We start from the raw sequence: 19,637 nt of genomic DNA on the forward strand, positions 1-19,637 counted from the left end.
AGCGCCATGCATCAACACGACGCGGAGCGTGATGCAACACCACCGCTTCGATGCTCATTTCCACATCATCGATCCAGCCTTTCCGCTGCTGCCGAACCACGGCTTTCTGCCCGAGCCCTTCACCGTCGCCGACTACCGCCGCAGCACCGAGGTCCTGGGAATCACGGCAGGAGCGGTGGTATCAGGCTCCTTCCAGGGTTTCGGTCAACGCCATCTGCTCAGTGCCCTGCAGCAACTGGGCCCCGGCTTCGTGGGTGTGATCCAGCTGTCGGCCCAGGCCACCGATGCGGAGATCCTCGCGCTCAACGCCAGGGGCGTGCGGGCCGTGCGCTTCAACCTGCGGCGTGGGGGCTCAGAACGCGTGCAGCACCTGGAGGCGCTGGCGCTGCGCCTGCATGCGCTGGTGGGCTGGCCTGTGGAGCTGTATGTGGAGTCGCGTGAGCTGGCGGCCCTGCAGCCGTTGCTGCGGCGGCTGCCGGCGGTGAGCATCGATCACCTCGGCCTCTCGCGCGACGGCTTTGCCACGCTGCTGCAGCTCGCCGAGCAGGGCGTGCGCGTGAAAGCCAGCGGCTTCTCCCGGGTGGAGCTGCCGGTGGCCGAGGCCCTGCGCGCCCTGCACGCCGCCAATCCCCAGGCCCTGATGTTCGGCACCGACCTTCCGTCCACACGGGCGCCGCGGCCGTTCCACCCCAGCGACCTCACCCTGCTGATCGAAACCCTGGGCGAGCCGGCCGCACAGAGAGCCCTGTGGAGCAATGCGGCCTCCTTCTACCGGCTGCCGTCGCCAACGCCCTGCTGAACCTGGCGTCAGCGGAGGTGGCCGCCGATGCGCGGCAGGCGGGAGCTGGTGATGCAGGCGATCACTGCTCCATCTGCTCCCAGGCCTGCCGCAGCGTGTCCGCCTGGCCCAGATTGCCGGGAAAGGTGAGCACCGGCAGCAATGGCGCGGTTTCGTGCGCCGCGCCCGTGCGCAGCATCGACAGCCCAGGCAGCAGCTGACCCTCCAGCCGCACCTGGCTGAGGCCCAGCCCCTCGGCCAGCAGGGTCTGGCTGGTGATGCCCCCCTTGCTGATCAGGTACCCCAGCTGCGGCGCCAGCGCGCCCCCCAGCCGGGCCATCGCCGCCGCCAGGGCCAGGCCCAGCCGCCGCCGCTCCTCGGCATGGCGGCAGACCAGCTCCCCCCGGCTGGTGAACAGCACCGGGGTGCGGCCGCTGGCCAGCACGGCGCGCAGCTGTGCCAGCCAGGCCGCTTCCAGTGAGGGCAGCAAATGGTCGGGCAGGGGGCCTTCCAGCACCCGCGCCACACGGGCCACCGGGATCTCCACGCCCACGCAACCCGGCGCCGCCAGCAACCGCTCCAGCTGGGCATCGGCCAGCTGCACGTGCGATCCCACCAGCACCAGCCCCGGCAGGGGGCCCGTGGCCGCGCGCCGGCGCAGGCCGGCCAGGGCCGCCGGGTTCAGGGGCTGCGGCGGCAAGTCCACCAGGGAGTTCAGCAGGCTGGCGGCCGACTGGAACAGCAGCCGCAGCGGCCGTTGGCCCGCCGGGGGCTGCACCACGGCGCGCACCGCCTCTCCCAGCACCTGCAGCTGCTCCGGACGCTCCGCATCCACCACCACCCAGGGGTTACCCGACAGCCCGCGCAACCGCTGGATCAACAGCTCACGGCCGGCCGGCACCAGTTCGTCCAGGCCGATCTGCTGCACCGCCGCGGCCAGCAGCCGCCCGCCGCTCTTCTCGGCCAGCCAGTCACGCAGCACGCTGGTGCCGTAGCCGAAGCGGCGATCACGGGCAAAGGGCGTGCGATGCACCGGCTCACCGTGCAGCAGATGGCAGCCCCCCACCGTGGTGCGCCCCCCTTCCAGGAAGGCGGGCACCAGCAGGGTGGCGTCGAAGGGGCCCAGCTCCGCGGCGATCACCTCCGCCTCCAGCGGCGTGTGCCCCCGCAGGGTGGAGTCGCCACGACTCACCACCAGCCAGCGATCGATGCCGGCCGCCGCCAGCGCCGGCCGCAGCGCCCGGCAGATCTGGCGCACCCGATCGGCCGCCGGCTCCGGCTCCAGGGCACGGGTGTCGGTGAGCAGGAACAGCAGCGGCGACGGGTCGCGCAGGGCGCTCAGCAGGGTGTCCGGATCCCAGCGGAGCAGCAGCAGGCAGCCATGCACCGTCTGCGAACCGGTGGGATCGTCGTCGAAAACGACCACCTTGAACGGGGGCGCGGGTGGGGGGGGCGGGGCGGCCATGGCACCATCGTGCCGTGATCACTCCCGCGTCCCACGAGCTGCCCGACCTCGTGCGGCAGCTGCATGCCGCCGGCACGCCGTGGCTGCCTGCCGGCACGGGCAGCCGCCTTGGCTGGGGGCCGCCGGTGCGGCACACCGACACGGTGCTGAGCGTGGCGCGCCTGAACCGCCTGCTCGACCACGCCAGCGGCGATTTCACCGTGACCGTGGAGGCGGGGCTGCCGCTGCGTGAGCTGCAGGAGGCCCTGCGCGCGCGCAACCAGTGGCTCGCCGTCGACTGGCCCTGGGGCACAGGCGCCAACGGCGAAGGGGCCGGCAGCGTGGGCGGGCTGGTGGCACGGGGGCTCGGCGGCGGCCTGCGCCAGCGCTACCTGGGTGTGCGCGATCAGGTGATCGGCATCGGCCTGCTGCGCGCCGATGGTGTGGCCGCCCACGCCGGCGGCCGGGTGGTGAAGAACGTGGCCGGCTACGACCTGATGCGCCTGTTCACGGGCAGCTGGGGCGCGCTCGGCCTGATCACCGAACTCACCCTGCGCACCTTCCCGCTGCCGCCGCAACGGCGCGGGCTGCTGGTGCAGGGGCCGCTGGAGGGGCTGGAGCGCCTGCGCCAGTGGCTGCTGCGCTCCAGCCTCACCCCCGAACTGATCGACTGGTGGAGCAGTGCACTGGCGGAGCAGGCCGGAGCCGAAGCCCAGCCCGCCCTGCTGCTGGCCCTGGCCAGTGTGAGCAGCGAGGCCCTGGACGACCAGCTCGTCACCCTGCGCGCCCAGGCCGACTGCCACGCGCTCAAGGGGCTGCCGCTCGATCCCGAACGGCTGGAGGCCCTGCGCGTGCTGGGGCTCGGCGGCCAGCAGCCGGAACCGGTATCCGGCGCAGACGAGCCGCTCTGGCTGCTGCGGCCGGGTGTGTTGCCCAGCCACACCGCGGCGCTGCTGGCGGATCGCTCCGTCGCCGGCCTGCCGCTGGCCCTGGGGGCCGGCAGTGGCCTCGGCTACGCCTGGTCGACGGCGACGGCCTTGCCGGCCTACCGGGTGGAAGCGCTGCGGCGCCGCTGCCAGGAGCTGGGCGGCCAGCTCACGGTGCTGCAGCAACCCAGCGGCAGCACCGTGCCCGCCTGGGAGGACGCCCCTGCCGTGGCGATGATCCAGGCGGTCAAGCGCCAGTTCGACCCCAGGCAGCAGCTGGCGCGCGGGCGCCTGCCGGGCGTCAGAGCGGCCTGAGCACGTAGCGGCTCAGCAGCGTGCAGCTCGCGCCGACTGCCACCTCCAGCCGCCGGTCGCCGCTCACCAGCGCGCCGCGTGGGCCGGTCCAGGGCTCCAGGCACACCATTGGCCGTGGCGGATCGGTCCACACCACGGCCAGGTCAAAGGGGGCGGAGGGTTGCAGCTCCAGCGCCAGCCCGGCAGCCGGATCCACCAGCCGCACCGGCCCCTCGGGCCGCGCCAGCAGGTCCACCCCAGCGGCCAGCGGCGCGAGTGTGGCGGCAGTGTCCGCCTCCGCCATCACCTGATGGTTGAAGCAGCGCTCCGGCAGCCCTTCCAGGTGCACCGCAGCGTTGCCGCCGTCTGGCGCCGGCAGCGCCGACACATTGAAATAGGGGTGCAGGCCGAAGCTGAAGGGCAGCGGCCGGCTGCCGCTGTTCTCCAGCACCGCCGTGATCGCCAGGGCAGCAGGCTCAAGGCGCAGCTGCAGCCGCAGGCGGAAAGGGAACGGAAAGGCCGCCAGGGTGGCAGGGCTGTCGCGCAGCTCGAGTTCCACCCCCGCCTCCTGGGGCAGGGCCCGCAGCTGCCAGGGCAGATCCCGGGCGAAGCCGTGCTGACGCAGGGTGAAGCTGCCCTCCGGCAACGGCAGCTGATCGCCCGGCAGGTTGCCGCAGATCGGAAACAACACCGGCATTCCTCCCCGCACCGAGAGGGCGGGATCGGCAAAGCGCTCCGCATCGAGATACAACAGCTCGCGGCCGTTGCAACGCCAGCCGGTGAGCAAGCCGCCCCGCTCGGGCACCAGGCGCAGCAGATCGGGGTTGCCCGGAGCGTCGGAGCTGCCGGGAGGACTGAACTCCCAGTGGGGATAGGGAAGGCTTCGCTGCAGGAGGGGCATGACTCAGGCGCTCGGCAGGCCGGCCACCCACTCCAGCAGGGCGGCGTTCACCTGATCGGGCACCTCATCGTGGGGGCAGTGGCCGGCGTCGAGCACCACCTCGGCGGTGCCGGCGGGGGCGTGGCGCTGGAAGGCGGCACGGCGGCCCACGGCATTGATCCAGGGGTCACGGATGCCCCAGAGCAAGAGGAGCGGGGCGGTGAGGGCGGCGAACAGCTCATCGAGCGGCTGACCGCTCGGGATGTCGAACACGGTGCGGAACACCCCGAAGGCCCCCGGGTCGCGCGAGGGGCGCAGGATCGATTCCACCAGCGCCTCATCGACGTTGGTGCGATCGATGTACACCTGATGGAGGGTGCGGCGGATCGTGGAGCGGCGGCGCAGGTTTTCGAACAGCAGCCGCTGCAGCACCGGGCTGCGCAGCAGCGCTCCCCCGATCGTGCGCCGCGCGATCGCCCCCCAGCCCTGGGGAGGCGCCTGCTCGTCGCTGAAGGGACCGGCCGCATTGATCAGCACCACACCGGCGGCGTCGGGGCCCAGCGCCACGCCGGCGGCCAGCACGGCGAAGCCGCCGAGGGAATTGCCCACCAGCACGGTGGGGCGGCCGATGCGTTCGTGCACGTAGGCGGCCAACTGGTCGCGCCAGAGCGCCCCGCCGTAACGCAGCTCGCCGGGCTTGGCACTGCGGCCGAAGCCGAGCAGGTCGATGGCATGCACCTCGTGCCGTGCCGCCAGGGCCGGAATGTTGTAGCGCCAGTGATCGGTGGAAGCACCGAAGCCGTGCACCAGCAGGAAGGCCGGCCCCACCGGCTCTGCGGGGGCGGCCCGCACCGCGTGCACGGCATGGCCCAGGTAGGTCCAGGGCTGCGCGCAGGGAATGGCGGGGGAAGGGGTGGCCGGCACCACGGCGGTGGCGGGCTCTGCGCTGGGCGCTGCGCTTGAAGGGATCACCGGAAGCCTGCCTCGGTGGCCGATGCTAGGGAGCAGTTTGAGCGGCCCGCTCCGTGAGCGACTGGACCAGCCTGCTGTCGGGGGGCGCGCTGTGGGCGCTGGCGCTCTACCTGCCGCTCACGGTGCCGCTGGTGCGCTTCGAGGAAGCACTGGCGCACGGGCCGCTGAGCGAAGGCCTGCGCCAGCTGGCCCTGGTGGTGAGCAGCCTGCTGCTGGCTCTGGTGGTGGGAGCAATCACCCAGCTGGGCCTGAGCTGGGCACTCAGCCCAAGCTGGGCGGCCAGCCTCGGGCTGATGGCGGTGCTGGCCGGAGCCTTCTGGGGGCTGGCCAGCCGCCGCGATTCCGAGTGAGTCAGGCCGGCTGCTCGGCGGGCGCCTCCTTGCCTCCGAGCACAAGGCGCAGCAGCAGCGGCGCCAGGAAGGTGGTGCCGATCACCATGATCAGGATCGCCGCCTCCAGCGCGGGGTTGAGCAGCCTGGCCTGGGTACCCAGGCCAAGGAAGATCAGGCCCACCTCACCGCGGGGCATCATCCCCAGACCCACCACCAGCCGGTTGGTTTTCTCCTTGCTGAGGTAGCTCCAGCCGGACACAAGCTTGCCGAGGATCGCCACGGTGAGCAGGAAGGCAGCCACCACGAGACCCTCGCGGTTGCTGGGATCCATGGGGTTGAGCACCGATAGGTCCATGCTCGTGCCGATCAGCACGAAGAAGATGGTGGCGAACAGGGCCACCAGCGGCTTCACCGTGTCCTGGATCAGATGGGTGTGCTTGGAGCTGCTGAGGATCAGGCCGGCGGCGAAAGCACCAAGGGCCGCTTCGAGGCCGATGGCCTGAGCCGCGAAACAGCAGAGGCAAAGCACCACGAAGGAGGCCACCACCACTTCACCGGGGGCCTTGAGCTGATCCAGCACCCAGTCGAACAGGGGGGCGGCTGTGCGGCTGAGGAACAGGGACGCCGCCACGAACACCGCCGCAGCAACCAGCAGCTTGATGATCGGGCCGATCTCGAGAGCACCGCCACCGGCCAGGGCCACCACCACCGCCAGGATCACGATGCCGAGGATGTCGTCGAGCACGGCGGCGCCGATCACGATCTGACCTTCCTTGGTGCGGAGATATTTGAGTTCGCCGAACACACTCGCGGTGATGCCGATGCTGGTGGCGGTCATCGCCGCACCCGCGAACACCGCCGGGATCAATGGCAGATGGAAGAAATAGAGGAGTCCGAGCGTGCCGAGCGCGAAGGGCACCACCACGCCAGTCACGGCCACGGTGCTGGCCTGCAGGCCCACCGCCACCAGCTCATCGAGTTCACTCTCGAGGCCGGTGAGGAACAACAGCGCGAACAGGCCGAGCGTGGCAAGCGATTCCAGGTTCGGGAACGTGGAGTTGTAGATCGACTGCACCACGTCGGGAGTGACATCCGACAGTGAGCTGACCAGATTCAGCAGCGTGCCGTTCAGCTGCGCTCCGGTTTCGGGGGGAAGGATGAAATGGAGGCCGGAGAAGCCGATCAGCACACCGGCCAGCAGCTCGCCGAGGATCGTGGGGAGCTGCAAGCGCACCATCACTTCGGCGAGCGCACGGGCCGCCACGAAGATCAGCAGGATCCGCCCCACCGAGATCAATGTGGAAGCCACCTCCATCTCATGGGAGCCCATCTGGAGGAACAACTGAGGGACAGACGAGATCATTGGTGTGGAGGTCGTTCCCCAGCGGGGAGCAGCAAAGTGCGTTGGACCTTAATGGGAATCCTGCTGAGCTGACTGAAAACCGAGCCGACGGATTGCAGCGTTCGGCGGCTGCGCGGGGGTGAGGGAACGCCCATTCAGCGGCGACCGGCCTTGCGGCCACGGCGGTACTTGAACAGCCTGTCCCTGAGCCGGGACGACCCGCGTGCTCCAGCCGACCGTCCTGACTCCGCACCGTGCCTACGGTTCCGGGTGCGCCCCGAGCCCTCTCTACGCCCTTCGCCACCCGCTCCCATGACGATCACCTCGGCCAGCATCGCTGGCCAGACCCAGGAGACAGGGACACAGGCCCCGCTTGACGCCGTCGAACTGCAGCGGCTGGATGCCTGGTGGCGCGCCGCCAACTACCTGGCGGTGGGAATGATCTACCTGCAGGCGAACCCGCTGCTGCGCGAGCCGCTCAAGCACGAGCACATCAAGAACCGGCTGCTGGGGCACTGGGGCTCCAGCCCGGGCCAGGCGTTCATCTGGGCCCACGCCAACCGCCTGATCCGCGCCCACGATCTGGAGATGATCTACCTGTCGGGGCCAGGCCATGGCGCCCCCGGCGTTCTGGGCCCCACCTACCTCGACGGCAGCTACAGCGAGATCTATCCCGACAAGTCCCAGGACGCCCAAGGGCTGCGCAGCTTCTTCAAGCAGTTCTCCTTTCCCGGCCACATCGGCAGCCACTGCACCCCGGAAACCCCCGGCTCGATCCACGAGGGCGGCGAGCTCGGCTACGTGCTCTCGCACGCCTGCGGCGCCGTCTTCGACAACCCCGAGCTGATCGCCCTGGCCTGCGTGGGGGATGGCGAGGCCGAAACCGGCCCGCTGGCCACCTCCTGGCACATCAACAAGTTCCTCAACCCGATCAGCGATGGCGCCGTGCTGCCGGTCCTGCACCTCAACGGCTACAAGATCGCCAACCCCACGCTGCTGGCCCGCATCAGCCGCGACGAGCTGGAAAGCCTGATGCGCGGCTACGGCTGGACGCCCTTGTTCGTGGAAGGGCATGAGCCGGCGGCCATGCACCAGGCGATGGCCGCCGCCATGGATGAGGCGGTGGACCAGATCCTCAGCGCCCGCGCCCAGGCCCGCCAGAGCGGCGAATCGTTCCGGCCCGCCTGGCCGATGATCGTGCTGCGCTCTCCCAAGGGCTGGACCGGCCCCACCGAGCTGAACGGCAAGAAGCTGGAGGGCTTCTGGCGGTCGCACCAGGTACCCCTGCCGGCCCCCAACAAGGACCCCGAGCAGCTGCAGATGCTGGAGAGCTGGCTGCGCAGCTATCGGCCTGAGGAGCTGTTCGATGAAGGTGGCACCTTGATGGCCGAACTCAGGGCCCTCTCTCCCACGGGCCAGCGGCGCATGGGCTCCAGCCCCCATGCCAATGGGGGTCTTCTGCGCCGCAAGCTGCGCCTGCCGCCGATGGAGGCCTACGAGGTGCCGGTGGATCATCCCGGTCAGCGAGAGCACGAGAACACGGCGCCGCTGGGCGAGCTGCTGCGCGACACCATCGCCCGCAACCCGGACAGCATGCGCGTGTTCGGCCCCGACGAGACCGCCTCCAACCGACTGCAGGCGATCTACGAGGTGAGCAAGAAGGTGTGGATGGAGGACATCCTTCCGGAAGACAGCGGCGGCAGCGAACTGGCCCGCAACGGCCGGGTGGTGGAGATGCTCTCGGAGCACACCCTGGTGGGAATGATGGAGGGCTACCTGCTCACCGGCCGAAATGGCCTGTTCCACACCTACGAGGCCTTCGCCCATGTGATCGCCTCGATGTTCAACCAGCACGCCAAGTGGCTGGAATCGTGCATTCACCACGCCCCCTGGCGGGCGCCGATCGCCCCCTGGAACTGCCTGATCTCCTCCACCGTGTGGCGCCAGGATCACAACGGCTTCACCCACCAGGATCCCGGCTTCATCGACCTGGCCGGCAACAAGAGCGGTGAGGTGGTGCGGGTGTATCTGCCGGCCGATGCCAACTGCCTGTTGGCGGTGGCGGAGGAGGCGTTCCTGGAGCCCAACGTCTGCAACGTGATCGTCTCCGACAAACAGAAGCACCTGCAGTACTTCACCCTGGAGCAGGCGCGCCGCCATGTGGCCAAGGGGATCGGCATCGTCTCCTGGGCCAGCAACGATGATGACGGCACCGCACCGGATGAACCTGATGTGGTGATGGCCTGCGCCGGTGACATCCCCAGCAAGGAAACGCTGGCGGCGGTGGAGATCCTGCGCCATCAGATTCCCACTCTCAAGATCCGCGTGATCAATGTGGTGAAGCTGTTCGCCCTCACCAAGCCCAGCGAGCACCCGCACGGGCTCTCCGACCGCGACTTCGACAGCCTGTTCACAACGGACAAGCCCGTGCTGTTCAACTTCCACGGCTATCCCTGGCTGATTCACCGGCTCACCTATCACCGCAGCAACCACGGCAACATGCACGTGCGGGGCTACAAGGAGAAGGGCAACATCAACACGCCGCTGGAACTGGCGATGAACAATCAGATCGACCGCTTCAATCTGGTGATCGATGTGATCGACCGGGTGCCCTCGCTGGGATCACGGGCCGCCCACGTCAAGGAGAGGATGAAGGAGGAAATCCTGCGGCACCGCGCCTACGCCCACATCCACGGCATGGACACCCCCGAGGTGACCAACTGGCGCTGGAGCCTTCCGGCCCCGTCAGTAGCGCCCGGCGCCTGAACCGGCGCCTTCTCTCCTCTCCCGCGCCCCTTACCCGCCCCACTCGATGACCGACACCCAGGCCCGCCAGTTGCAGCTGCCCACCCCCGGCTGCTATGCCGATCCCCAGCGCAGCGGTCTCACGGCGGACGATCTGTTCGACAGCGTCACCGGTCACCTCTTCTACACACTCGGCAAGCTAGCACCGGTCGCCACCCGCCACGACGCCTACCTGGCGCTCAGCTACGCGGTGCGGGACCGGCTGATGACGCGTTACCTGGCGGGGGTGGAGGCGATCTCGGCCTCGCCACGGCGGGTCGTGGCCTACCTTTCGGCCGAGTTCCTGATCGGCCCCCAGCTCGGCAACAACCTGGTGATGCTCGGCATCCAGGACGAGGCGGCCGAGGCGATGCGTCGCTTCGGCATCGAGAGCCTGGAGGAGGTGCTGGAGGTGGAGGAGGAGCCGGGGCTGGGCAACGGCGGCCTCGGCCGCCTGGCGGCCTGCTACCTGGAATCCCTGGCCAGCCTGGAGATTCCGGCCACCGGCTACGGCATCCGCTATGAGTTCGGCATTTTCGATCAGATGGTGCGCGACGGCTGGCAGGTGGAGATCACCGACAAGTGGCTGAAGGGCGGTTGGCCGTGGGAGCTGCCCCGGCCGGATCAGGCCTGCACCGTGGGCTTCGGCGGTCACACCGAGACCTACCGCGACGCGCAGAACTGCCTGCGGGTGCGCTGGGTACCAGCGCAGCAGGCGATCGGCATCCCCCACGACGTGCCGGTGCTGGGCTACCAGGTGAACACCTGCGACCGGCTGCGGCTGTGGAAAGCGGAAGCCTCGGAAAGCTTCGACTTCTACGCCTTCAACATTGGCGATTACTACGGCGCCGTGGAAGAGAAGGTGGGCTCGGAGAACCTCACAAAGGTGCTTTACCCCAACGACGGCACCGATGAGGGGCGCCGGCTGCGGCTCAAGCAGCAGCACTTCTTCGTGAGCTGCTCGCTGCAGGACATGGTGCGCAGCCTCGATGCCCGCCAGCTGCCAATCAGCGAGTTCCCCGATCACTGGGCCGTGCAGCTCAATGACACCCACCCGGCCATCGCCGTGGCCGAGCTGATGCGGCTGCTGATCGATGAGAAGCACCTGGAGTGGGATCAGGCCTGGGACATCACCACCCGCTCGCTGTCTTACACCAACCACACCCTGCTGCCGGAGGCGCTGGAGAAGTGGGGCCTCAATCTGTTCAGCAGCCTGCTGCCGCGCCATCTGGAGCTGATCTTCGAGATCAACCGGCGCTTCCTGCAGACGGTGCGCATGAAGTACCCCGGCAACGATCAGATCCTGAGGCGGGTGTCGATCATTGCCGAGGACGGCGAAAAGGCCGTGCGCATGGCCAATCTGGCCACCGTGGGCTCCCATCACGTCAATGGGGTGGCGGCGCTGCACAGCGAGCTGGTGCGCACCGAGCTGTTCCCCGATTACGCCGCCATCTGGCCGGAGAAGTTTCTCAACGTCACCAACGGCGTGACGCCCCGCCGCTGGATCGCCCTCTCCAACCCGCTGCTGCGCAGCCTGCTGGATGAAACGATCAGCTCCGACTGGGTGCGCGATCTCGATCTCCTGCGGGAACTGGAACGCTTCCAGCACGACAGCGCCTTCCTCGAGCGCTGGGGCCAGATGAAACTGGCCGTCAAGCGGCGGCTCACCACTTACGTGCACCAGACCACGGGCCTGCTGGTGGATCCCGCCACGATGTTCGATGTGCAGGTGAAGCGGATCCACGAATACAAACGCCAGCACCTCAATGCACTGCAGGTGATCGTGCAGTACCTGCGCATCAAGCACGGACTGGCCGATGGTCAGGCGCCGCGCACGGTGATCTTCGGCGGCAAGGCGGCCCCTGGCTATTACATGGCCAAGCTGATCATCCGCTTCCTCAATGGCATCGCCGATACGGTCAATGCCGACCCCGACATGGACGGGCGGCTGCGGGTGATCTTCCTGGCCGATTACAACGTGAAGCTGGGCGAGCGGGTGTACCCCGCCTCCGATCTTTCCGAGCAGATCTCCACCGCTGGCCTGGAAGCCTCCGGCACCGGCAACATGAAATTCGCCATGAACGGCGCCCTCACGATCGGCACCCTCGATGGCGCCAACGTGGAGATCCGCGAACAGGTGGGCGAGGAGAACTTCTTCCTGTTCGGCCGCACCACCGACGGCATCGAGGCCCTGCGCCGCGAGGGCTACCGGCCGTGGGAATGGATCAACGGCATGCCGGAGCTGGCCGAAGCGCTGCGGCTGATCGAGCAGGGCCATTTCAGCAACGGCGACACCGAACTGTTCAAGCCGCTGCTGGAGAACCTCACCGGCCGCGATCCCTTCTTCGTGCTCGCTGATTTCACCGATTACCTGCGCGCCCAGGATGCGGTCAGTGCCGCCTGGGCCGATCGGGAGCACTGGAACCGCATGTCGCTGCTCAACACCGCACGCACCGGCTTCTTCTCCTCCGACCGCTCGATCCGGGAGTACGCCGAACGCATCTGGAAGGTGAAGCCCTTTCCGATCACGATCAGCTGCGCCATCGAAGGGGCCGAATCCCCCTGAGCCGGAGGCCGCCATGGAGCCCAGCGCAACGCAGGCCGCCGATCTGGTGCTGGTGCTCAACGTGGGCAGCTCCAGCCTCAAGGCCTGCCTGATCGACCCGGCCGGCACGCGGCTGTGGCAGGACCAGCGCCCCTGGGATCCCGCCGCAGCGGACGAGGTCCTGGCGTCGTTCCTGCCACAGGCGCTGGCCCCGTGGCGTCAGCGCCTGCTGCTCACCGCCCACCGGGTGGTGCACGGCGGTGCCGCGCTCACGGAGCCCACCTGGATCACCCCGGCGCAGGAGGCGGCCCTGGAGGCGCTGGTGCCCCTGGCACCCCTGCACAACGGGCCGGCGCTGGTGGTGATCCGCTGGATGATGCGCTGGCTGCCGCAGCTGCCGCAGTGGGCCTGCTTCGACACCGCCTTTCACGGCACCCTGCCGCGGGCGGCTTACACCTACGCCATCCCCGCCGCCTGGCGCGCCGAGGGGTTGCGGCGTTTCGGCTTTCATGGGCTCAACCACCAGCACGTGAGCGAAGTGGTGGCGGTGCCGCGGCTGATCAGCTGCCACCTGGGGGCGGGCTGCTCCCTGGCGGCGGTGCGCAACGGCCTCAGCATCGACACCACGATGGGCTTCACGCCGCTGGAGGGGCTGGTGATGGCCAGCCGCAGCGGCTCGGTGGATCCCGGCCTGCTGCTCGATCGCCTACGGCAGGGCATGAGCGCTGCTGAGCTCGATCACGCCCTGCAGCACGAAAGCGGCCTGCGGGGGCTCTCGGAACTGAGCGGCGACATGCGCAGCCTGCGGCAGGCGGCGGCGGCGGGCCACACCGGCGCCCAGCTGGCGCTGGAGGTGTTTATGCACCGACTGCTTCAGGGCATCGGCGCCATGGCCGCCAGCCTGGGCGGGGTGGACGCGATCGCGCTCAGCGGCGGCATCGGCCAGAACGACTTGCTGCTGGAGCAGGAGCTGCGGGAGCGCCTGACCTGGCTGCCACCGTTTCAGCTGCTGCGCGTTGCCGCCGATGAGGAGGGCATGGCCGCCCGGCTCTGCCGCCGGGCCAGCGGCGGCACTGGGCCGAGCGAACACTGACGCTCAGCTGCGATCGGGCAGATCGGGGGTCTGGTGCAGCAGACGGTTGAGACGCAAGCGATCGGCATTGAGCGGATCGGGAGCCAGCTCACCGGCCGTTTCCCGGAACTTCTGCTCCACCTCCTCCGGCACCCGCACATCAAAGATGCGCTCCATCAACGCCTCAATCGAGAAGAGGTGGGCATTGATGTTTTCGAGGTCACTGATCGCCTGCTGCAGGCTGTCCTGCTCCGGCGCGTCGTCGTCAGAGGCCTGGGCATCGGGCGCAACGGAAGCGGCGGTGGCAGCCGCGGCATCGGTGGCATCGTCGCCGTGGGTTTTCTGCAGCTCTTCCAGCACGCGGCCCGCCAGGGTGCGGAAGGCCTGAAGGGCAGCCCAGTTGAGCTCCTGCTGTTGACGCAGGCTGGGGTTTTCGCGGATCAGTCGGTCGTGCTCCCGATAGAAACGCTGACAATCAGGGCATTGGCAGGGCTCTTCGGGCACCGCGCTCCCTTGGTTCTTCTCAAACCATCATGCCATTGGACGCCAACCTGTGCCGTCAGGCGAGATCGATACAGGAATCCCCGGTGAAATCATCGTCACCGAAGAGGTCGCCATCCTCCACCTGGGCGGCAGGCAAAGGAATTTCGATCGTGCTCACCACCTGAATCACATCGCGCAGCCGCATCGAATCGGCGAACCAGCTCATCGCCTGCTCCATGTCACCGCGCCGCTCCGCCTCGCCGGCCTGCTCCTCGTGCGCTTCGGTGAGCAGGGCCAGCCAGCAGAGGCAACGGGCCTGCACCACGGAAAGATCGAGCTCATCGGGCTGGCCCCGGGCGATCCTTTCGCTCTCCTGCTGCACCAACAGCCTCAGCCGCAGATCATGGAGCTGGGTCATGCTCAGAAAACGACCTCCCCTACACTAGTGGCGGTGGCCCGTTCAAGCACGGCACCAGTGGTAGTGCCTGCTACCCCTCTGCAAGGTCTCTATGGCCGCGAAGCGAGGTGGTGAGGTGCGGCGGTGAACCGTGTCTGCGGTTGTTTCCTGCCGCTGGCAGTGCCGGGGCCGGGGCCTGGTGAGTGTCGTTGCAGCGGTTCCCGCACGTCGTGCGGCGGCCGGCGGCGGCGTTCCGGGCCCAGGCTTCAGGCGTTGAGCGCCGCAAGGCCCAGATCCTGGCGCCAGTCGCTCAATGGGCGTTCCCAGTGGGCTTCAAAGCGCTGGGCAATCACCAGGCAGCCGGCCGAGAGGCCCATGGCAAAACCGTTGCTCAAGGCCTGCAACAGCGGGGCGATCGGTTCATCGTCCTGGAGCGTTTTCAGCAGGCCGCCGAAGATCAGCATCACCGCCAGCGGGGAGCGCACCTGGGCCAGATTGAAGGCCTGCAGACCGAGCTCGCCCACCCCATCGGTGCCGAAGCCGGTCAGCACATGCACGATGTCGTGGGTTTCGCGCAGGCGGTGCACCAGGTAGTCGGACGCGGATGTGATCGGCGCAGGGTCAAGCAGCGCCTCCGGGGACAGGCCCTGCTCGCTCAGGTGCCGGGCATAGGCATGGCCGAGGCTGCCTACCGGCATGGCTTCGAGCGCCTCAAGATTCAGCGGCTGCGGTCGCCAACCTTCTGCCACCAACGCCGCCATCTGCGGGTTGGCGAGCAGATGGCGGTGCATCTGATTGGACAGCGGACTGTTCTGCAGACTCCGCACCACCGCAAACACGCTGTCGAGCTGGTCGGGGTTGCGCAGAAAGCCGCTCAGTGCCGCCACCATGCGCAGCGACTGCAGGCGCTGGGGGAGGTTGAACATGTGAGCGCTGGATGATTGCGACCATGTTGCCACCGCTGCGCCAGGCGGCCGGCGCAGATCACCGTGATTCCAACGCCCTTCGAGGGATGCGCCGATCCATGAACGCCACAGCGCAAGCCATAGCAAGGTGAACAACATCACCGCAACTGCACCACAGTTGTTGACTCTGCTGCAGTGAACAGCGCAGTCAACGCAAATGGGGAAGAGCCAGCCCGACGGACAGTGCCAACGGCAGACTGCGAGCCTGGCGAACAGCGAGCCTGGAGAACAGCGATGTGTGTCAAGTGGAGATAATCTGGCTACACCGGAGTTCGCGGTTGGTTGCCGATGGCACAGCCGCACCCATCAGGCCCTTCCGCTGGCTGAGAGCCACCCGATGAACCAAGACCTCACCACACCCCGAAGACCACGGCTCACCTCGGCCTTTCAGCGGCTGATGTCGGTGCATTGGTGGATGGCAGGGCTCTATCTGTTGTTGTTCAGCGGCGGCGCCTTCATGGCCCAGCTGAGTCGCGAGGTGTCTTTTCGTGGCTCTCTTTATGACATCCACAAATCAATCGGCCTGCTCACCATCGCCCTGCTGCTCTGGCGGATCGTGGTGCTGCTGCAGGTGTGGTGGAAAAAGTACACCCGGCATCTGCCTCGGCTGAGCCCGCAATGGTGGCGCAACATGCTGCTCCATACCCTGCTGTATGGCTTCATGGTGGTGGTTCCACTGGCCGGATTGCTGCTGTCCAATTCTTTCAAGGCGGGCAATGTCGCCTTCTTCGGCCTCGTGATTCCCGATCTGTTTCCTGAAAACAAGGCGATGGTGGAGCTGGGCCGCAGCCTGCACTTCTGGCTCGCTTACACCTTCCTGGGCTTCATCGTTCTGCACACGCTCGCCCAGTGGCGCGTCGTGCAGGCCAACCTGCGCCGGCTGGGTGACACCATCAAGCGCCGGCGGGCCTCAGAGGTTGTTTCCCACTGAAGCGGTCGGCATCGGCGCTCTGCTGCTCAAACGTGCGCCATGGCTTCGATCAGAGGCCGCGCAGCGGCAGCGCCGATCAGCAGCAGGAGCCGCTCGTTGCGGACGTGGCCGCCGCAGGCCCGTCGAACGGCAGGGCCGTGCCGCAGCCCTCGAACAGGCCGTAGTGGCGGCTGAAATCGCCGATGAAGCTGAAGTGGGGGGCCAGGCGGCTGTCGGCGAGCATGCGGAAGGTGTTGCCGCAGACGGGGAACACCTTGCCGGCCTCGATCCAGTGGTGCTTGTCGAAAGGCAAGGCGTGGGGGTGCTCAGCGATCGTGCCGCGGTAGATCACCGCTTGGCCGTGGTCTTCGCAGGCATCCTCCAGCTCGGGGAGGTGGAACAGCCGGTAGGTGGCGGAGAAGAAGCGGATGGCGCCGGTGCGGCCGGCCAGCTCGGCATCGGTGATCTCCAGGGGCCGGTCGCTCACCAGGCGGGGATCGGCGAAGCCGGCCTGACGGGCCAGGCGCAGGAAGTCGTTCCAGTAGAGGGCGCCGCTGAGGCATTCGCCGTAGAGCACCGGATCGTGACGCAGCGCCTCGGGCACGCGCCGGTCGGCGTACACGTCGGCGAAGAAGAACTCACCGCCCGGCCTGAGCAGGCGCCGCACCCCGTTCAGCACGGCCAGCTTGTCGGCCGAGAGGTTCACCACGCAGTTGGAGATCACCAGATCGAAGCTGCCGGGCTCCAGGGGCAGCTGATCGAGCTGCTCGATACGGCCCTCCAGGAACGTCACATTGGCGAAGCCGAACTGGTCGGCGTGGTGCTGCTGGTGCCGCCGGGCCACCGCCAGCTGCTCGGGCGTCATGTCCACCCCCACCACCGCGCCGCCGGGCCCCACCAGCTGGGCCAGCAGGTACACATCACGGCCACTGCCGCAGCCCAGATCCAGCACCCGCAGGCCCTCCAGCAGCGGCGGCACCACCAGGCCGCAGCCGTAATAGCGCGACAGCACCTCGGGATGGATGCGGGCCAGCAGCGGACGCAGGGCCTTGGGCACGCTGCTGGCGTCGCAGCAGGCGTCGGTGCGCAGGTCGGCGCTGCTGCTGAGCGTGGCGCCGTAGTACTCCTGCACGCCGCGGCTGACGTCGGTGGTGCTGGTGTAAGGGGTGCTGGTGGCCGCCGGGCTGCAGCAGCTGGTGTCGGTGGAAGGGGCGTCGGCGCTGCTGGTGTGGGTGGGGCTGGCCATGGAAGGGTGCAGGGGGATGAACGGGAGAGCTTCGGGGGGCTCAGCCGCGCCGTCGCCAGGCGTGGTAGCGGCGCAGCCAGGGCATCAGGTGCTGGGGCACCCGCTGCTTCTTCCAGCTGGCGGCGGCGTACTTGTTGGCCTCCGCCATGGTGGGGTAGGCGTGAATGGTGGCAAAGATCCGGCCCAGCCCCAGGCCCCACGTCATCGCCAACACGAACTCGGCCAGCAGTTCGCCGGCGTGCTCGCCCACGATCGTGGCGCCGAGGATGCGGTCGCTGCCTGGCTGGGTGAGCACCTTCACGAAGCCCTGCTCGGCGCTCTCCACGATGGCGCGGTCGAGTTCGTGCAGGGGGAAACGGGTCACGTCCACGGCGATGCCCTGCTGAGCGGCGTCGGCTTCGGTGAGCCCCACCGTGGCCACCTCCGGTTCGGTGAAGGTGGTACGGGGGACCACCCGGTAGTCGGCCTTGAAGGCGCGCAGGTTGCCGAACAGGGCGTTCACCGCTGCATACCAGGCCTGGTGGGCGGCGGTGTGGGTGAACTGGAACGGTCCGGCCACATCGCCGGCGGCGTAGATGTTCGGGTAATTGGTCTGCAGGAAGGCGTTGGTGGTGACCGTGGCGCCGGTGGGGATGCCCAGCTCCTGGAGGCCGTAGCCCGAGAGCCGGGCGCGGCGGCCGAGGGCGCAGAGCACGGCATCGCAGACGATCGCCCGCTCCTCCTCCCCCTGCCGCAGCCGCACCGTGATCGCGCCCTGGGGGCCGGGCTGGCGCTCGAAGCCGAGCACCGTGGTGCCCATCAGCAGGGTGATGCCGTCAGCTTCCAGGGCCCGTTGCACCTCGGCGGCCACGTCCGTGTCTTCCTTGCTGAGCAGGCGCTGGCTGCGCTGGATCTGGGTGATCGGCAGGCCCAGCTGGGCCAGGGCCTGGGCCAGTTCGCAGGCGATCGGCCCGCCCCCCAGCACCGCCAGCCGCGGCCGCTCCAGGGCGCAGCTGCCGAGCCAGCTCCACACCGTTTCGCTGGTGAGCAGCGGCACCGTATCGCCCCCCGGCCAGTCGGGCAGCACCGGCTCGGCGCCAGTGGCCAGCACGATCGCGCGCGCCGTGAGCGTCTGCGCTTCCCCCTCGGGCCCCTGGATCGCCACGGTCCAGGGATCAAGCAGCCGAGCCTGGCCGCGCAGCACCTCCACCCCCAGGCCCTCGTAGCGCTCGACGCTGTCGTGGGGCGCAATCGCCTCCACCTTGGCGGCCACCCGCGCGAACACCTGGCGCACGCTCAGGCGCGGCTCCACCGGCTCAAGGCCGTAGCGGTCGGCGCGACGCATGCGGGCCGCCAGCCGCGCCGAGCTGATCAGTGCCTTGCTGGGCACGCAGCCGGTGTTGAGGCAGTCGCCGCCCATCTCGGCGCGCTCCACCAGGGTCACCCGCGCCTTCACCGTGGCGGCGATGTAGGAGGTGACCAGTCCTGCCGCGCCGGCGCCGATCACGATCAGGTTGCGGTCGAAGTGGCGGGGGCGCCGCCAGGGGCGGTAGAGCTGCCAGATCTGCCAGCGGCGGGTGGCCGCCTTCGCCAGCCAGGGGAACAGGGCCAGCAGCAGCAGCGAGCCCAGCAGCGGCGGGCTGAGGATGCCGCCCAGGCCGCGCAGCTGGGCCAGCTGGGTGCCGGCGTTCACGTACACCAGCGTGCCGGGCAGCATGCCGATCTGGCTGGTGAGATAGAAGCTGGCGGCCCGCATCGGCGTCAGCGCCATCAGCAGGTTCACCAGAAAAAAGGGGAACACCGGCGCCAGCCGCAGGCTGAGCAGGTAGAACACCCCATCGCGCGCCACGCCCGCCTCGATCGGCGCCAGCTGGCGGCCGAAGCGCCGCCGCACCAGATCGCGCAGCAGGGTGCGGGCCACCAGGAAGGCCAGCAGGGCGCCAACGCTGGAGGCGAACGACACCAGCAGGGTGCCGAGCCCCAGGCCGAAGAGCGCCCCGCCGGCCAGGGTGAGCACCGCGGCCCCCGGCAGCAACAGGGCCGTCACCAGCACGTAGAGGAGCATGTAGGCCCCGGCCACCAGCACCGGCGCCTGCGCCCGTCGCTCCAGCAGGGCGCCGTGGGCGCGCTGCAGGCCCTCCAGGGTGAGCTGGCGGTGCAGGCCCAGAGCGAAGAACAGCACCACCACCAGGGCGATGGCGGCGATCAGCAGCAGCTGGCGCCAGCGGGGCCGGCCAGAGGGCGGTGAACCAGACGCAGACATGGAGGAGGCGCTTCCCTAGACCTAC

16 protein-coding genes are annotated in these 19,637 nt (G+C 68.8%); 7 read left to right on the plus strand and 9 right to left on the minus strand.

Features of this window, described 5'->3' with window-relative positions:
- Positions 1-31 precede the first annotated feature (31 nt).
- Positions 32-799, plus strand: coding sequence for an amidohydrolase family protein (locus ACXMDP_RS00365; RefSeq protein ID WP_259730652.1), 768 nt, complete (start codon positions 32-34; stop codon positions 797-799).
- 61 nt (positions 800-860) lie between these two features.
- On the opposite strand, the gene ACXMDP_RS00370 is transcribed toward ACXMDP_RS00365, so the two are convergent.
- Entirely contained in the window at positions 861-2,243 is a 1,383-nt protein-coding gene (locus ACXMDP_RS00370) for a four-carbon acid sugar kinase family protein (RefSeq protein WP_259730651.1), read from the minus strand.
- A gap of 14 nt (positions 2,244-2,257) precedes the next feature.
- Between ACXMDP_RS00370 and ACXMDP_RS00375 the strand changes: the two genes are divergently transcribed.
- Positions 2,258-3,463: an FAD-binding oxidoreductase gene (locus tag ACXMDP_RS00375; RefSeq protein WP_259730650.1), complete on the plus strand. Its 1,206-nt coding sequence runs from the start codon at positions 2,258-2,260 to the stop codon at positions 3,461-3,463.
- Here the strand turns inward: ACXMDP_RS00375 and ACXMDP_RS00380 are convergent.
- Together ACXMDP_RS00380 and ACXMDP_RS00385 are read right to left on the minus strand one after the other, a co-directional pair.
- Positions 3,450-4,343: an aldose epimerase family protein gene (locus ACXMDP_RS00380; protein WP_259730649.1), complete on the minus strand. Its 894-nt coding sequence runs from the start codon at positions 4,341-4,343 to the stop codon at positions 3,450-3,452. The two genes, ACXMDP_RS00375 and ACXMDP_RS00380, sit on opposite strands and share 14 nt — an antisense overlap.
- Before the next feature lie 3 nt (positions 4,344-4,346).
- Positions 4,347-5,222 (minus strand): alpha/beta fold hydrolase, encoded by an 876-nt coding sequence (locus ACXMDP_RS00385; protein WP_255100717.1) that lies wholly within the window; start codon positions 5,220-5,222, stop codon positions 4,347-4,349.
- A gap of 125 nt (positions 5,223-5,347) precedes the next feature.
- Here ACXMDP_RS00385 and ACXMDP_RS00390 point away from each other — a divergent pair, with 125 nt between their 5' ends.
- A complete protein-coding gene (locus ACXMDP_RS00390; RefSeq protein WP_259730648.1) occupies positions 5,348-5,644 on the plus strand; it encodes a hypothetical protein in 297 nt (98 codons plus the stop codon).
- A gap of 1 nt (position 5,645) precedes the next feature.
- Here the strand turns inward: ACXMDP_RS00390 and ACXMDP_RS00395 are convergent, their stop codons facing one another.
- Positions 5,646-6,941: a cation:proton antiporter gene (locus tag ACXMDP_RS00395; protein WP_457766992.1), complete on the minus strand. Its 1,296-nt coding sequence runs from the start codon at positions 6,939-6,941 to the stop codon at positions 5,646-5,648.
- Between the two features lie 339 nt (positions 6,942-7,280).
- Between ACXMDP_RS00395 and ACXMDP_RS00400 the strand changes: the two genes are divergently transcribed.
- Genes ACXMDP_RS00400 through ACXMDP_RS00410 form a run of 3 tightly spaced genes read left to right on the plus strand, consistent with a single transcriptional unit; the run spans position 7,281 to position 13,390 of the window.
- Entirely contained in the window at positions 7,281-9,734 is a 2,454-nt protein-coding gene (locus ACXMDP_RS00400; protein WP_259730646.1) for a phosphoketolase family protein, read from the plus strand.
- 46 nt (positions 9,735-9,780) lie between these two features.
- A complete protein-coding gene (locus ACXMDP_RS00405; RefSeq protein ID WP_259730645.1) occupies positions 9,781-12,318 on the plus strand; it encodes a glycogen/starch/alpha-glucan phosphorylase in 2,538 nt (845 codons plus the stop codon).
- 13 nt (positions 12,319-12,331) lie between these two features.
- Positions 12,332-13,390, plus strand: coding sequence for an acetate/propionate family kinase (locus tag ACXMDP_RS00410; protein WP_259730644.1), 1,059 nt, complete (start codon positions 12,332-12,334; stop codon positions 13,388-13,390).
- A gap of 3 nt (positions 13,391-13,393) precedes the next feature.
- On the opposite strand, the gene ACXMDP_RS00415 is transcribed toward ACXMDP_RS00410, so the two are convergent.
- The 3 genes from ACXMDP_RS00415 to ACXMDP_RS00425 form a co-directional block, all read right to left on the minus strand.
- Entirely contained in the window at positions 13,394-13,873 is a 480-nt protein-coding gene (locus ACXMDP_RS00415) for a hypothetical protein (RefSeq protein WP_259730643.1), read from the minus strand.
- A gap of 55 nt (positions 13,874-13,928) precedes the next feature.
- A complete protein-coding gene (locus tag ACXMDP_RS00420; RefSeq protein ID WP_094513784.1) occupies positions 13,929-14,270 on the minus strand; it encodes a hypothetical protein in 342 nt (113 codons plus the stop codon).
- A gap of 245 nt (positions 14,271-14,515) precedes the next feature.
- Positions 14,516-15,175 carry a Coq4 family protein gene (locus ACXMDP_RS00425; protein WP_259730642.1) on the minus strand — a complete coding sequence of 220 codons (660 nt, stop codon included), beginning with the start codon at positions 15,173-15,175 and terminating at the stop codon, positions 14,516-14,518.
- A 376-nt stretch (positions 15,176-15,551) separates the two neighbouring features.
- Between ACXMDP_RS00425 and ACXMDP_RS00430 the strand changes: the two genes are divergently transcribed.
- Positions 15,552-16,145, plus strand: coding sequence for a cytochrome b (locus ACXMDP_RS00430; protein WP_259730641.1), 594 nt, complete (start codon positions 15,552-15,554; stop codon positions 16,143-16,145).
- A gap of 76 nt (positions 16,146-16,221) precedes the next feature.
- On the opposite strand, the gene ACXMDP_RS00435 is transcribed toward ACXMDP_RS00430, so the two are convergent.
- Both ACXMDP_RS00435 and ACXMDP_RS00440 read right to left on the minus strand, forming a co-directional pair.
- Positions 16,222-17,370 carry a methyltransferase domain-containing protein gene (locus tag ACXMDP_RS00435; RefSeq protein ID WP_259730640.1) on the minus strand — a complete coding sequence of 383 codons (1,149 nt, stop codon included), beginning with the start codon at positions 17,368-17,370 and terminating at the stop codon, positions 16,222-16,224.
- 40 nt (positions 17,371-17,410) lie between these two features.
- Entirely contained in the window at positions 17,411-19,612 is a 2,202-nt protein-coding gene (locus ACXMDP_RS00440) for an FAD-dependent oxidoreductase (RefSeq protein WP_259730639.1), read from the minus strand.
- Positions 19,613-19,637: the final 25 nt, after the last annotated feature.

Source organism: Cyanobium sp. ULC065 (assembly GCF_977927515.1).